10 protein-coding genes and 1 pseudogene are annotated in these 13,935 nt (G+C 73.3%); 2 read left to right on the top strand and 9 right to left on the bottom strand.

The window, feature by feature from the left end; genetic code table 11:
• Positions 1-38 precede the first annotated feature (38 nt).
• Entirely contained in the window at positions 39-2,882 is a 2,844-nt protein-coding gene (locus ABZ990_RS28875; RefSeq protein WP_361237778.1) for an FtsX-like permease family protein, read from the top strand.
• Complete coding sequence (locus ABZ990_RS28870; RefSeq protein ID WP_361237776.1) at positions 2,879-3,922, top strand: ABC transporter ATP-binding protein; 1,044 nt, start codon at positions 2,879-2,881, stop codon at positions 3,920-3,922. Before ABZ990_RS28875 ends, ABZ990_RS28870 begins: the two co-directional genes overlap by 4 nt.
• A gap of 125 nt (positions 3,923-4,047) precedes the next feature.
• Here the strand turns inward: ABZ990_RS28870 and ABZ990_RS28865 are convergent, their stop codons facing one another.
• From ABZ990_RS28865 to ABZ990_RS28825, 9 genes and pseudogenes are all read right to left on the bottom strand, one after another.
• Positions 4,048-4,596 (bottom strand): GNAT family N-acetyltransferase, encoded by a 549-nt coding sequence (locus ABZ990_RS28865; RefSeq protein WP_361237773.1) that lies wholly within the window; start codon positions 4,594-4,596, stop codon positions 4,048-4,050.
• Positions 4,597-4,607: 11 nt separating this feature from the next.
• A complete protein-coding gene (locus tag ABZ990_RS28860; protein WP_361237770.1) occupies positions 4,608-5,285 on the bottom strand; it encodes a hypothetical protein in 678 nt (225 codons plus the stop codon).
• Positions 5,282-5,716 carry a thioesterase family protein gene (locus ABZ990_RS28855; protein ID WP_361237767.1) on the bottom strand — a complete coding sequence of 145 codons (435 nt, stop codon included), beginning with the start codon at positions 5,714-5,716 and terminating at the stop codon, positions 5,282-5,284. Before ABZ990_RS28855 ends, ABZ990_RS28860 begins: the two co-directional genes overlap by 4 nt.
• 13 nt (positions 5,717-5,729) lie before the next feature.
• Positions 5,730-7,394 carry an energy-dependent translational throttle protein EttA gene (ettA, locus tag ABZ990_RS28850; RefSeq protein ID WP_361237764.1) on the bottom strand — a complete coding sequence of 555 codons (1,665 nt, stop codon included), beginning with the start codon at positions 7,392-7,394 and terminating at the stop codon, positions 5,730-5,732.
• Positions 7,395-7,715: 321 nt separating this feature from the next.
• Positions 7,716-8,411 (bottom strand): hypothetical protein, encoded by a 696-nt coding sequence (locus ABZ990_RS28845; protein ID WP_361237761.1) that lies wholly within the window; start codon positions 8,409-8,411, stop codon positions 7,716-7,718.
• Positions 8,412-8,596: 185 nt separating this feature from the next.
• Positions 8,597-10,048, bottom strand: a complete 1,452-nt coding sequence (locus ABZ990_RS28840) for a Cys-Gln thioester bond-forming surface protein (protein WP_361237758.1) — start codon at positions 10,046-10,048, stop codon at positions 8,597-8,599.
• A gap of 246 nt (positions 10,049-10,294) precedes the next feature.
• Entirely contained in the window at positions 10,295-10,864 is a 570-nt protein-coding gene (locus ABZ990_RS28835) for a single-stranded DNA-binding protein (protein ID WP_361237755.1), read from the bottom strand.
• Between the two features lie 183 nt (positions 10,865-11,047).
• Positions 11,048-13,024, bottom strand: coding sequence for a GTPase (locus ABZ990_RS28830; protein ID WP_361237804.1), 1,977 nt, complete (start codon positions 13,022-13,024; stop codon positions 11,048-11,050).
• Between the two features lie 307 nt (positions 13,025-13,331).
• A pseudogene (locus tag ABZ990_RS28825) lies at positions 13,332-13,754 on the bottom strand (ATP-binding protein); the annotation flags it as partial.
• Positions 13,755-13,935 lie beyond the last annotated feature (181 nt).

Here is a 13,935-nt window from a genome sequence, read left to right as displayed (position 1 = left end):
CTCCCTCGTCCACTCCCGCCCGCGGAAAGGCGACCGCCATGTCCCGCAAGCCCGCCCGTACCGTGGCGCCCTGGGTCCGGACCCGGTTGCGGACCGCGCCGGGCGCGGCGTTCGCGTACGGACTGCTCGTCCTGGTCACGGCCTTCCTCGCGGCGTCCCTGCCGTGGACGACCGACGGATACGAGACGGACGGGCTGCGGCACGCGATCACCGCCGCCCCGGCCCACCGCGCCACGATGACGATCAGCACCCGGGCGGCGAGCAGTCTCGGCGTCGAGGCGCAGGCGTCCGAACTCTCCCCGGACAGCCTGCTTCGCAAGCGCGACAAGCTGGCGCCCCTGCTGCCGGATCCGCTGCGCGTCGACCGCGCCGACTCGGTCTACGGAGCGCACACCACGAAGCGGGTCCCCGCGCTCGACCCGTGGCTGCCCCAGCGCGACCACATCCCGCCGCAGCTGCTCCTCGACGCCCCCGCCGGCCTGGCCGACCACGCCCGCTACGTCTCCGGCCGCGCGCCGAAGCAGGGCGCGGACGGCGGCATGGAGGCCGTGGTCTCCGAGAAGACCGCCAAGGTGCTGGGCATCAAGACCGGTTCGGTCGTCCATGTGGCGGGCACCGACGGCGAGCCCAAGGCGATCACCATCACCGGCATCGTCCGTCCGCTGGACGCCAAGCGGCCCTTCTGGACGGTCGAGACGCAGCTGGAGACCCCCGCCTATCTGGCCACGGGCGGATACGAGCCCGCCTGGTACTGGGCGGCCGCGCTGATCCTGGCGCCGGAGAGCGCGCCCCAGCTGGCCGGCACGCTCGGGGAGCCCGAGCAGTACTGGCGGTTCGCGCCCGCCACGAACGAGCTCACCGCGCGGGACGCCGACCGGCTCGCCGGCGTGCTCGACTCGCTCGGCGCCGGTCCCGGCCTCGTGAAGATCCGTGAAGTCCTCGGCGACAACGGCGGGTTCCACACCGACCTCGACGACGTGATCGCCGGCTTCCGGAACATGCGCGGCTCCATCGCCTCGGTGGTGGCGGTCGCCGTGTTCGGGGTCGGCGCGGTCGCGGCCGTCGTCCTGCTCATGACCGGTGGCCTGTTCACCGCCCGCCGCCACCCCGAACTGGCCCTGCTGCGCTCCCGGGGCGCCTCCCTGCCGGGCATCGGCATCCGGCTGCTCGGCGAGACGGCCGCCGTCACCCTGCCGGCCTCGGTGCTCGGGCTGCTGCTGGCGTACGGGTTCACCGGCGCCTCGCCCGACCGGATCGGGCCCTCCTGCGTGGCCGTCGGCGCCGTCGCGCTGCTCGGCTGTCTGGTCGTACCGCTGCGCGCGATGTTCCTGCACCGCCGTCCGCAGCTGCACAGCGCGCGGGACGATCTGATCAACGCCAAGCCGTCCCGGCGCCGTACGGTCGCCGAACTCACCTTCCTGGTCCTCGCGGTGGGCGCGGTGACCGCGCTGCGCCGTCGCGGCGTGGACACCCCGGGCGCCGGATCCGGCTCGGGTTCGGGTACGGGTTCCGGTGCCGCGTCCGACCCCGGCTCCGTCGACTACCTGGTGAGCGCTGCCCCGGTGCTCGTCGCGCTGATCGCCGCCTTCGTCCTCGTCCGGTTGTACCCGCTGCCGCTGCGCTGGGCGGCCCGGCCCGCGCGCCGGCTGCGGGGCGCGGTCGGCTATCTGTCGCTCGCCCGGGCCGGCCGCTCCTCGGCCACCGGCGCGCTGCCGCTGCTCGCCCTGCTCGTGGCGCTGACCACGGCCGCGTTCGGCGGCTCCGTGCTCACCGGCATCTCCGACGCCCGCGACAAGGCGGCCTATCTGGCGACCGGCGCGGACGCCCGGGTGGAGAGCGGGGTCGCCTTCTCCCCGCTGCCCCCGAAGGTGGAGACCACGGTCCGCGCCTTCCCCGGGGTACGGGAGGTGTCGCCCGTCCAGGTCGAGTACGGCGTCGACCTGCCGGCCCGGCCGGGCATCAACGACAACGGCATGGGCGCCCCGCTGGTCGGCATCGACCCCGCCACGTACGCCCGGCTCGCGGAACGGACCGGCTTCGGCACGTTCCCCGCCGAGCTGCTGAAGTCCACCGGCACCGGCGGGCCCAAGGCCGTCGGCGACAACGAGCGGGTCGTGCCCGTGATCGCCTCGCCGCGGGTCGCCGACCGGCTCGGCGACAAACCGATGGAGATCACGGCGGCGGCCGGCCGCTTCCATGTGAAGGTCGTGGCCGTACGCGAGGTCACCCCGGCCCTGCCGGACAAGGACTTCTTCCTCGTCAACTCGGCCGACCTGGTCAACCAGGCGCCCACCACGCTGCTCGTCACCGGCGGCAAGGACGGGGCGCTGGACGGCGAGGGGCTGCGCACCACGGTCCTCGCCGCCAACAAGAGCGCCCATGTGGAACTGGCCGCCGAGAAGCGGGCCGCTTCCGTCGACTCGCCGCTCCAGACCGGTGCCGAGGAGCTGTACCTCGTCGCCATCGGCGCCGGTGCCGGGTACGCCGTCCTCGCCCTGCTGATCGCCCTGTTCCAGGTCGCCCCCGAGCGCACCACGCTGCTCGCCCGGCTGCGGACCATGGGCCTGACCCGGAGCCAGGGCCGGCGGCTGCTCGCCCTGGAGGCGCTGCCGCAGGCGGCGCCCGCGGCGGTGGGCGGCATCGTGGTCGGCTGGGTGACGATCCGGCTGCTCTCGCCGGGTGTCGACCTGACCCGGCTGGCACTCGCCGGGGCGCCCGAGGAGGCCGCGGCCCTCGGCACGGCCCTGCGGGCGGACGTCTGGACGCTCGGACTTCCGGCGGCCGGCGTGGTGGTGCTCGCGGGCGGGGCCGCCGTGGCTCAGGCCTGGTGGGCGGCCCGTAAGGGCTCGATCAAGGAACTCAGGGCAGGAGACGCACGATGACGACGACCTCGACACCCTCGGGGGCCTCGGGGGCTTCGGCCTCGGCCTCCACTTCGGCTTCGGCCTCGGGGGCTTCGGCCGGGACCACGCTGGAGGAGCTGGAGCGGCGGGCCACGGCGCACCGCGACCGGCCCTCGTACGGTCATGACGCGCTGATCGCCTGCGACCGGCTGGTCCGTATCTTCACCACCGACGGGGTGGAGGTGCAGGCCCTCCAGGGCCTGGACCTGCTGGTGCGCAAGGGCGAGTTGATGGCGCTGGTCGGGGCGTCCGGCTCGGGCAAGTCGACCCTGATGAACATCCTGGCCGGACTCGACGTGCCGACCGCCGGCGCGGCCACCGTCGCGGGCTGCGACCTGCTCGCGATGGACGGCAAGGCGCGGCTGCGCTACCGCCGGGACGTCGTCGGCTTCGTCTGGCAGCAGACCGCGCGCAACCTGCTGCCGTATCTGAGCGCCGCGCAGAACGTGGCGCTCCCCATGCAGCTGCGGGGCGGCGGCAAGGACGGCGCCGGGGGCGGCCGGTCCAAGGACAAGGGGAAGCGGGCGGAGGAACTGCTGTCGATGCTCGGCATCTCCGACCTCCGCGACCGGCGTCCGCACCAGCTCTCCGGAGGCCAGCAGCAGCGGGTGGCGATCGCGGTCGCGCTCGCCAACAACCCGTCCGTGCTGCTCGCGGACGAGCCGACCGGTGAGCTGGACTCGAACACCGGCGAGCAGATCTTCGCGGCGTTCCGGCGGGCGAACGAGGAGCTGGGCACGACGATCGTGATCGTCACCCACGACCAGCAGGTCGCCTCCGAGGTCCGCCGTACGGTCGCGATCCGCGACGGCCGGACCTCGTCGGAGGTGCTGCGGCGCACCGAGGTCGACGCCGAGGGGCAGGAGTCGCTGGTGGCCCGGGAGTACGCGATGCTCGACCGGGCGGGCCGGCTCCAGCTGCCGGCGGAGTACACGGAGGCGCTCGCGATGCGGCACCGGGTGGCCCTGGAACTGGAGTCGGACCACATCGGGGTGTGGCCGGACGACGCGGAGCACTGAGCCGGAGCCGGTGCGACCCGTGTCCCTGACAGGAGTCGGGGGCGCGGGTCGGGGGCGGGTCGGGGGCGCGAAGTTTCCGGGTGGGGCGCCGGCTGGGGGCGGCTCGGGCTCGGAGCCTCAGGTACTCAGGGGCGCAGGGCCAGCAGGCCCGCCTCGGTGGGGCGGAAACCGCATCGCGCGTAGAAGTCGGTGAGGTGCGGCTCGTAGTCCACGTGCAGCCAGTGCGCGCCCCGCTCGCGGGCGGCCTCGGCGGCGGCCCGGACGAGTGCCACACCGAGCCCCTGCCGGCGCTCGTCCGGATGGACGGTGGTGTCGAGGACGAAGGCGTGCGCGCCGCCGTCGCCGATCACGTTCACGTATCCGACGAGCCGGCCCGCGCGGCGGGCCGTGACGTGCAGCAGCCGGCGGGCCAGGACCGGGGTGAAGTCGGTGCTCCGGTGGCCGGGCCAGGCGGCGTGGAACAGCGCGTCCAGCTCGGGGCTGGTCAGCTCGGCGTCGACGGCGAGGACCGGGTCGGGAAGCGCGGAAGCCGGGGCAGGGGCCGGGGCGGGGACCTCGGGGTCCGGCACGCCGGACCCCTGATCCGCCATCGGGGTTCCCCTCGGGGTGTCCCCCGGGGCTTCCCTTATCGAGCCCTCCGCCATCGAGATCTCCGGCATCGGACCCTCCGGCATCGGCCCCTCCGTCACCGGGCCTCGTTCGGGGTGACGGTCAGCGCCGTCGGTACGTCGCGCAGGGCGACCGAGCCGTACGGGGTGCGCAGCCGCAGCCACGGGCCGGCGGCGAACAGCGCCACCGGCAGTTCCTCGCCCGGTACCGGCGGCAGGAAGCCCAGGGACTGCGCGGCGTGCGCGGCGCGCAGCGGCAGGCCCGTACCGGTGAAGACGCGGGACCAGATCTCGCGGCCGATCCGGTCGCGTTCGGCGCGGGTGCGCCGTTCCTCGGGCAGGGCCTCGTCCCGGGACCGGAACTCGGCCACCGCCTCGGCCACCGCGCCGCGCAGTTCGGCGGCGGACGGCAGTCCGGCGACCGGCTGCCAGTCGGTCCGGGGCGGCAGCACCCCGGTCCACGGCGGGCCGGTGACCGTGCCGGGCACGAACGCCTTGCCCGACGACTCCTCGATTCCTTCGAGGAGTTCGCCCGCCGAGACGGTCGCGTCCAGGTCGACGGGGTCGGCCAGGAGCGCCGTACGGATGGCGATCACCTCGAACGACGGCGGCCGGCCGAACACGGCGACCGCGCCACCGCCGGCCTGGAGACGGACGGTGGCGGCGCGGTCGTAGTGCAGCAGCCGGCGCAGGAAGGCGGCGAGACCCGCCGCCTCCCTGGGGTCGGCGAAATGCAGCGGCGCGGACGCGGTCATGCGTCGGTGGCCCGCGAGGTCATCCCGTCGTCCATGTACTCCTTGAGGAACTCCCGCTCCTCGTCGCTGATGCGACGGGGACGCTGCTCCTCCAGGTCGAACGGCACGACGACCGTGGACGCCCGGACGTAGGTGACGTCGGGGTCCTTGACCTCGTACGCGATCCTCAGCGACGCCGCCCCGATCTTGGTGACCCAGGATTCGACGGTGACCGGCTCGTGCCGGTGCACCAGCGGCCGGACGTAGTCGATCTCGTGCCGGGCCACGACGGACCCGCCGGAGAAGGACGGGCTCCCGTCCCCCGGTGCCAGCCGGAACATGAAGTCGATCCGGGCCTCCTCCAGATAGCGGAGGAAGACCACGTTGTTGACGTGCCCGAAGGCGTCCATGTCCGACCAGCGGAGGGGACAGGAGTAGAGGTGCCTCGCCATGGGGTCGCCGGCCTCAGCCTCGGGTCAGCTTCTTGTGCGTGGCACGGTGCGGACGGGCCGCGTCCGGGCCGAGACGCTCGACCTTGTTCTTCTCGTACGACTCGAAGTTGCCCTCGAACCAGAACCACTTGGATTCGCCCTCGTACGCCAGGATGTGCGTGGCGACCCGGTCCAGGAACCAGCGGTCGTGGGAGACGACCACGGCGCAGCCGGGGAAGTCGAGGAGCGCGTTCTCCAGCGAGGACAGGGTCTCGACGTCGAGGTCGTTGGTCGGCTCGTCGAGGAGCAGCAGGTTGCCGCCCTGCTTCAGGGTGAGCGCCAGGTTCAGGCGGTTGCGCTCACCACCGGAGAGCACACCGGCCGGCTTCTGCTGGTCCGGGCCCTTGAAGCCGAACGCGGAGACGTAGGCGCGGGACGGCATCTCGACCTGGCCGACGTTGATGTAGTCGAGGCCGTCGGACACGACCTCCCACAGCGTCTTCTTCGGGTCGATGTTGGCGCGGCCCTGGTCGACGTACGAGATCTTGACGGTCTCGCCGACCTTGATGTCGCCGGAGTCCGGGGTCTCCAGACCCTGGAGCATCTTGAAGAGCGTGGTCTTGCCGGCGCCGTTCGGGCCGATCACGCCGACGATGCCGTTACGCGGCAGGGTGAAGGAGAGGTCGTCGACCAGGACCTTCTCGCCGAAGGCCTTGTTGAGGTTCTCGACCTCGACGACGACGCTGCCCAGACGCGGGCCCGGCGGAATCTGAATCTCCTCGAAGTCCAGCTTCCGCATCTTGTCCGCCTCGGCGGCCATCTCCTCGTAGCGGGCGAGGCGCGCCTTCGACTTGGCCTGACGGCCCTTGGCGTTGGAGCGGACCCACTCAAGCTCTTCCTTGAGGCGCTTGGCGCGCTTGGCGTCCTTCTGGCCCTCGACCTTGAGGCGGGAGGCCTTGTTCTCCAGGTACGTGGAGTAGTTGCCCTCGTAGGGGATCGCGCGGCCGCGGTCCAGCTCGAGGATCCACTCGGCGACGTTGTCGAGGAAGTACCGGTCGTGGGTGATGGCCACGACGGTGCCCTTGTACTTGGCCAGGTGCTGCTCCAGCCAGTTCACCGACTCGGCGTCGAGGTGGTTGGTGGGCTCGTCGAGGAGCAGCAGGTCGGGGGCCTCGAGGAGCAGCTTGCAGAGCGCGACACGGCGCTTCTCGCCACCGGAGAGGTTGGTGACCTGCCAGTCGCCGGGCGGGCAGCCCAGGGCGTCCATGGCCTGCTCCAGCTGGGCGTCCAGGTCCCACGCCTCGGCGTGGTCCAGGTCGTCCTGGAGCTTGCCCATCTCCTCCATGAGCTCGTCGGTGTAGTTCGTCGCCATTTCCTCGGCGATCGCGTTGAACCGGTCGAGCTTGCCCTTGATCACGGCCACGCCGTCCTGGACGTTCTCCAGGACGGTCTTGGACTCGTCGAGCTTGGGCTCCTGCATGAGGATGCCGACGGAGAAGCCCGGCGACAGGAACGCGTCACCGTTGGAGGGCTGCTCCAGGCCGGCCATGATCTTCAGCACGGTGGACTTACCGGCACCGTTCGGGCCGACCACACCGATCTTCGCACCCGGCAGGAAGCTCAGCGTCACGTCATCGAGGATGACCTTGTCGCCGTGCGCCTTGCGCGTCTTGCGCATCGTGTAGATGTACTCAGCCAAGAGAAACCGTCCGGCAAGGAGTGAGTGGGCAGATGGACTCCATCTTGCCTGACCGAGGGCCGTCGGCGGAAACCACATCCGCCGGGGCCGCCTGAGCTGGGCGTTCTCAAGGGCCGTTCGGTGACCGGCGGGCGGCCGTTCGACGGTGGCCGGGTCGCGGCGCGTCACCGCGCATCACCTCCCGTCACCGTGCGTCACGAGAGGTGCGGGGCGGGAGGGGCGAGGGGAGCGGGTGTGGGTACGGGTACGGGTACGGGTACGGGTACGGGCACGGGCACGGGTACGCCGCCCGGCCCCGGACGGCCCTTGGAGCGGCCCCGGTCAGCCCGGGCGCTTCACGTCCCCCGCCTTCACGTCGGAGGCGACGCCGAACGGCTTGATCACCGTCGTACCGGCGGTCACCTCGCCCTCCAGGCAGAGCGGGTCTTCGAGGAGCCGCAGGTCGAGGACGAACCGCGTCGTCCGCCCCGTGCGCTCCAGGCCGTTGATTCGCCCGTCGGTGTAGCCGAGCGCCTTCAGGGCGGCCCTGACCCGTTCCGGCGTGGGGTCGGAGAGCGCGTCCAGTTCCTTGGCGATGCGTGCGGCGTGCAGCCGGGCCTGGCACCGCGCGTCGGAGGTCAGCTCCTCCTCGGACGCCGGGCGGGCGGGGCGCGCGGAGGACGCCGGCGGCTGCGACGGGGGCTCGCCGACCGGCAGCGGCTCGGCCGGACGCGAGGTGCGGGGCGTCACGGGTCTGCCCGAGGGCCCGGTGGGCTCCGGGGGCTCCGCGGAGGCCGGGGGCTCGGTGGGGTCGCCGGGGTGACACGGCCGCCCGACGGCGAGCCGCATCTTCATGAACTCCACCTCCGGGTCGGTCCGGGGAGGTACGGCGGCGGGGGTGGCCGTGACGGCGCCGGCCACTGCGCCGGACGCCGCCCCGGTCCCGGGCCCGCTTCCTGTCCCGGTCCCGCAGGCGGTGAGCACACCGAGGGAGAAGACGGTCGCGGCGGCCATGGCACTGATGCGTGTGATGTTCATGCGCCCAGTGTCGGGAGCGCGCCCGGCCCCGGGCATGAGCATCCGTACTCATCCCAACAGGCGTGACATACACAGGTGTTGGGCGCAGGAGTCGAGCCTGAACGCGCGGAACGGCCCCGGTGCGCGTGATGCGCGCCGGGGCCGTCCCCTGTCCCTACAGCGGGTTCAGGCGTTCAGGCGGTGCCTTACTGACCGGCCGCCTTCTTCTTGCGGAGGAAGAAGATCGCTCCGCCGCCGACCACGACGAGCGCGACGGCGACACCGGCGATCATCGGGGTGGCGCTGGAGCCACCGGTCTCGGCGAGGTCGCCGCCACCGGTGTTCGTGCCGGGAGTGTTGCCGCCCGTGGTGTCACCACCGGTGGTGGAGCCACCGGCGGACGGGGACGGAGACGTCGACGGGGAGGTCGACGGCGCCGGGGTGGTCTCGGACGGCGTCGGGCCGGGGGTGGCCGTCTGGCAGTCGAGCACGCCCTCGATGACCTTCTCGAAGCCGTTCGGACCCGTGATGGTGAACTTGTACGCCTCGTCCTCGGCGACCGGGACGGTGAACGTCTCGGTCTTGCCCGCGGCGATGGTGTGCGTCTCGCCCTTGACCTCGAAGGTCCAGTCCTCGTCGCCCTCATTGCCGGCGGTGATGTCCACGCCACCCTTGGCGCAGTTCTTCATCGCGGTCACGGACGGCAGGGCACCCTGCTTCGCCCAGGTCGCGCTCGCCTTGGCGGTCACGGTGGAGGTGCTGGTGCCGGCCAGGATGAGGGTCTGGCTCTTGACCTTCTTGGCCACGAAGGCGCGGCCGATCGGCACGACGGTGTTGGCCTGGACGTTCAGCTCGGCGCTGCCGTCGGCGGTGCCGGCCGGAACGCCGAAGTAGATCTTGTTCTCGCCCTTGGAGACGGCGGTGATCGCCTTGCCGTCGGCGTCCACGATCTGCACGCCGGCGGGGGCACCGGGCGCGAGGGAGACCGCGGCGGTGTCGGCGCTGGTGTCGACGGTGATCGGGCCGAGACGCTCGCCCGCCTTTCCGGCGACGGAGGACGGCGAGAGGCTGAGCGACGCCTTCGGCTCGGCCAGGTTGGTAGCGTTCTTCTCCAGGTACTCGGTCAGCTTCGCCGCCTCGCCGTTCTTCGGCATGGCGTCGACCTTGTCGGAGAAGTGCCAGATCGCGGCCTGGGTGGCGGCGGCGGCGGTCTTCGGGGTGAGACCCGTCGCGCCGGCCTTGCGGCCCAGCTCGCCGAGGTCGTTCACCTGCGGGTAGGAGTGCTGCAGGATCCAGCGGATCTTGCCCGCGTCCGCGTTGTTGTGGAGGGACGACTGGTCCCAGCCGACCTCGTCGTACTCCTGGCCCTGGATGGCGCTGGTGTGGAAATCGATGCAGTAGGTCTGAATGGACCCCCCGGACTTCACGTCCATCTCGAACAGACCGGCGGACACCTGCCGCTCGTGTCCGTCGGTCTTGACGACCACCTTGTCGAAGACCTTCAGGTCGCCGAGCGTCGCCGTGGCACCACCGATGCCCTGGTTGCCCTGGTCCGCCATCGCCGGTCCCGCGACGGCTATCGCGCTCGCGGCGACGAGGCCCGAGACCATGGCCGCGGCGGCAAGGCGGGCAACGCCGCGCCTGCGTACAGAAATCATGGAATTCCCCTCCGGACAGGCCGCTCCGCGCCATCGATCGAGACGCGTGGGGGGAGCGCCTGTCAGCAGACTCACTGACCCACGGGAAGCAAACGCCTCATGAGTACCCAGAATCCTAGGGAGCGGGAAGGCCGGGATATCCCCCCGTGCAGTCTGATAACCATTCCGACTCGAAATCGTTATCAGAGACCGTCAGTTGGACGAGAACCGCAGGTCGCGGTATCGACAAATCCCCATGACCGAAGGTCAGGAGGCGGATACCACCGGGGGATCCTCTCCCGCTCTCCAGGGGTCGGACACATCATCGGACGCCCCGTCAAGAGCCTTGCCGGGTACGCCGATGGGACGTACGACCCCTGACCGCCCATCCCGGTCCTCCCACTCCCCCTCCCCTGCCGGCGGCGGCGCACTCGCGGGCGCCTCCCTCGCCTCCCGCACCTCCCGCATCTCCCTCACCGCCCGCACCGCCCTCCGGAACGCCGCCGTGCCCCGCGTCAGATCGTGGCCCACCGCCGTCGCGGCGACGTCCACGAAGGTCTTGCGCCGCCCGTCCAGTTCCTCCTCGCGGATCTTCAACCTCCCGTGCACCACGAGGGGTTCCCCCACCGACACCGAGGCGGCCAGATTCACCGCCAGGGCGCGCCAGGCGGACACCGTGTAGAAGCTGGTCGGCCCGTCCGTCCAGACGGCCCGCTCGCGGTCCCAGCGGCGGGCCGACACCGCGAAGCGGAACCGGGCCACCCCGCCCGTCGCCGTGTCCCGGTACTCCACGTTCGTCGCCACGTTGCCGACCAGGGTCACCGTCGTCTCGCTCATCAGCCGTCACCTTCCGCTCCGTTCGGGCCCTCGCGGCGAGGGCCGTGCTCGGATCCCATACTGACCCTCTTCCGGAAAATCCACCCAAAGCTGTGGACAGCAGGGCAGTTGTGGAAAACCCCGCCACTCGGGTGAGTGACGGGGCCTGGGGACAGCAAGGGACGAACGCCCATGGAGCATGGCTTATCTGGACCGCGCGGCACCCGCCCTCGTCGGCCCGAGCCGGGTCCCCCGCGCGACGCCGCCGAACCCGTGGCCGGCGTGACTGTTGTGACCGCTGCGACTGTCATGACCGCTGTGACCGTCGTGACCGCTGTGCCCGTCGTAGCCACCGAGGCTCCCGTGCCCCAGCCCCGCGCCCATCCCGGCACCGGCTCCCATCCCCCGGCTCGCGACCCGCTCGGCGCCCGAGGCCGTGACGTACTGCTCGCGCACCTCCCGGTAGCGCATCAGCTCCGCCGCGATCGGATCGAGCACCCGCGCCCGCCCGCAGGCCGCGGCCGCCTCCCGCAGCCGCCGCTCGGCCTCCTGCCCGTACCGCCGCGCCGGCCCCCGTACGGCCACCGCGCACGCCCACTCCACCAGCGGACCGCCGACGATCCCCGCGAGCATGATCAGAGCGGGCACGAGCAGGCCCGGGGTCAGCACCCCGGCGATCTGCCCGATCAGCCACAGCGCGCCGAAGATCTGCAGCAGCGTCATCATCACCTGCGCGAACACCGCCGCCGGCCACCACGCGGGCCGGGGCGGACGGGCCGCCGGGTCGCCCATGGTCACCGTGAGTTCGTCCAGCGCCTCCGGCAGCCCGCCGGCCCCGCGCGCCGCCGCCTCCCGTACCGCCTGCGCCCAGGGCCCGGGCAGCCCGCGCGCGGCCTCGTCGGAGACGGCCCGGACGGCCTGCTCGACCCGCTGGCGGGCGGTCAGCTCGTCCTCGACCGGGCTGTCGAGCCTCGGGTCCGTGATGCCGTGCGCGCGCAGGGACTCGTACCAGCGGTAGAGCCGGAGCCAGGGCGTACCGCAGGCCTTGATGGCGGTGCGCCGCCAGACCCGCTCGGCGGCCTCGCCCGCCGCCCGCGCGCCGACCGCGCCCGCGAGCCGGTCGGCGAACTCGTCCCGGGCCCGCTCGCCGAGCCCGGGCCGCCCGTCCGCCACGTACACCGGACGCAGCCGGGCGGCGGCCGCGTCGACGTCGGCGGCGAGCCGCCGCTCGGGCGCGGTGCGTTCCTGGACGAACCGGCCGAGCAACTCGCGCAGCTCCCCGACGCCCGCGCCGGTCAGCGCGGACAGGGACAGCACCGTGGCGCCCGGCTCGCCGTGCTCGCCCAGCGCCATCCCGTCGTCGTCGAGCAGCCGGCGCAGATCGTCGAGGACGAGGTCGGCGGCCTCGGTGCCGAGCCGGTCGATCTGGTTGAGGACGACGAAGGTGACCTCGGCGTGCCCGGCGAGCGGCCGCAGATAGCGCTCGTGCAGGGCCGCGTCCGCGTACTTCTCCGGGTCCACCACCCAGATCACCGCGTCGACCAGGCCGAGCAGCCGGTCGACCTGGTCGCGGTGGGCGGTGACGGCCGAGTCATGGTCGGGCAGGTCGATGAGGACGAGGCCCTGGAGGTCGCTGTCGCCGGTGCCGCCCGCGAGCGGCCGGCGGCGCTGCCGGCCGGGGATGCCGAGCCGGTCGAGGAGCCCGGCGGCCCCCTCCGACCAGCACAGCGCGAGCGGCGCGGAGGTGGTGGGGCGGCGCAGCCCGGTCTCGGAGACGGGGACGCCCGCGAGGGCGTTGAACAGCGTGGACTTGCCGCTGCCGGTGGCGCCCGCGATGGCGACGACGGTGTGCCGGGACGACAGCCGCTGGCGGGCCGCCGCCTCCTGGAGGACCCGGCCGGCCTCGGCGAGCACCTCGCTCTCCACGCGCGTACGGGACAGGCCGACGAGTTCGTGGAGCGCGTCGAGCCGGGTGCGCAGGGCTCCCCCGTACCCACCGCCGCCGAGAGCGGGCGGCGCGTCGTCCTCGGCGGCGGATCCGGCGGCGCGCCCGGGGGCGGACGGCGCCGGGGCTCGCTCGTCCGGGTGCGGGGCGCGGCCGGCGGCGGTGGCGGTGGAGGCGTGGGCGGAGTCGGGGGTGCGGTCGGCGGGGGTGCGGTCGGCGGCGCGGCGGGCGATCAGGCCGTCGTCCCAGCGGCGGGCGGGCCGCTCGGGGTCGGGGGTGTCGGGGAGGGCGGGGGTGTCGGCGGGGCCGGTGGCCTCGGGCGCGGGCGCGGGCGGGGCCGAGGTCGGGGTCGAGGAGGCGCCCGTCGCTTCGGCTGGGGGCGCGGGCGCGGGTTCCGCGGCGGGTCCGTCCACGGCCCCGCTCACGGGACTGGCCGGTGTCCCGGCCCCGGAGCCCCCGTCGCTCCCGTCGCTCCCGGAGCCCCGCCCCGCCCCCGGGTGCGCGCCCCGGTCCACATCCACCTGTGCGTCCACGTCCACGGCGTCACTTCTCCTTCTGCAGTACGGAGAGCGCGGCGATCAGTTCGGCCTGCGGCTCGGGGGTCACGTCGAGGGCGTCGAGGGGCGCCAGGCAGCGGTCGCGTTCGGTGTGCAGGGCGCGGTCGAGGTACCCGGCCGCCAGCTCGCCACCCTTGTCGCGCAGCCGCAAGGCGCCCTGGGCGCCGAGGAGTTCGGCGAGCCGGTCACCGGCGGCCCGGGTGCGCCGGCCGCCGAGGAGGACGGCGGCGAGGAGCGCGGTGAGGGTCTCGCTGTCGGGGGCGGCGGGCGCGGGGGCGCGGCGGCCCGTGCGGGTGGCACGGCCGGTGCGGGCGGTACGGGCGGTGGCGGGACGTTCCATCTCCCGTACCTCCTCCTCGACCATCTCCTCCAGGACGCGCCGCCAGCGCCGTACGGTCATCGCGATCCGCTCGCCGGAGTCCGGGTCGGCGCCGCCGTAGCGGGCCGGGCGGCCGTACGGGAGCAGGGCGAGCGCGGCGGGCTCGCGGCGCCAGGCTCGCGCTCTTCCAGCGCATCTTCGAGTACCTCGACCTGCCCATCGACATCACCGAGCCCGAGGAGCCCGTCCGGCTGCCGCGGGTGGCCGGCGA

It is taken from the genome of Streptomyces sp. NPDC046203 (assembly GCF_040646255.1).
In the GTDB taxonomy this organism is placed as follows: domain Bacteria; phylum Actinomycetota; class Actinomycetes; order Streptomycetales; family Streptomycetaceae; genus Streptomyces.
The sequence above is the reverse complement of the archived record's forward strand: the minus strand, read 5'-3'. Positions and strand labels throughout refer to the sequence as shown.

Bases quoted from the DNA above. Each gene is read 5' to 3' on its own strand.
- ABZ990_RS28845 (WP_361237761.1), bottom strand. From the start codon at position 8,411: ATGAACATCACACGCATCAGTGCCATGGCCGCCGCGACCGTCTTCTCC.
- ABZ990_RS28840 (WP_361237758.1), bottom strand. From the start codon at position 10,048: ATGATTTCTGTACGCAGGCGCGGCGTTGCCCGCCTTGCCGCCGCGGCC.
- ABZ990_RS28865 (WP_361237773.1), bottom strand. From the start codon at position 4,596: ATGCCGGAGGGTCCGATGCCGGAGATCTCGATGGCGGAGGGCTCGATA.
- ABZ990_RS28870 (WP_361237776.1), top strand. From the start codon at position 2,879: ATGACGACGACCTCGACACCCTCGGGGGCCTCGGGGGCTTCGGCCTCG.
- ABZ990_RS28855 (WP_361237767.1), bottom strand. From the start codon at position 5,716: ATGGCGAGGCACCTCTACTCCTGTCCCCTCCGCTGGTCGGACATGGAC.
- ABZ990_RS28860 (WP_361237770.1), bottom strand. From the start codon at position 5,285: ATGACCGCGTCCGCGCCGCTGCATTTCGCCGACCCCAGGGAGGCGGCG.
- ABZ990_RS28835 (WP_361237755.1), bottom strand. From the start codon at position 10,864: ATGAGCGAGACGACGGTGACCCTGGTCGGCAACGTGGCGACGAACGTG.
- ABZ990_RS28875 (WP_361237778.1), top strand. From the start codon at position 39: ATGTCCCGCAAGCCCGCCCGTACCGTGGCGCCCTGGGTCCGGACCCGG.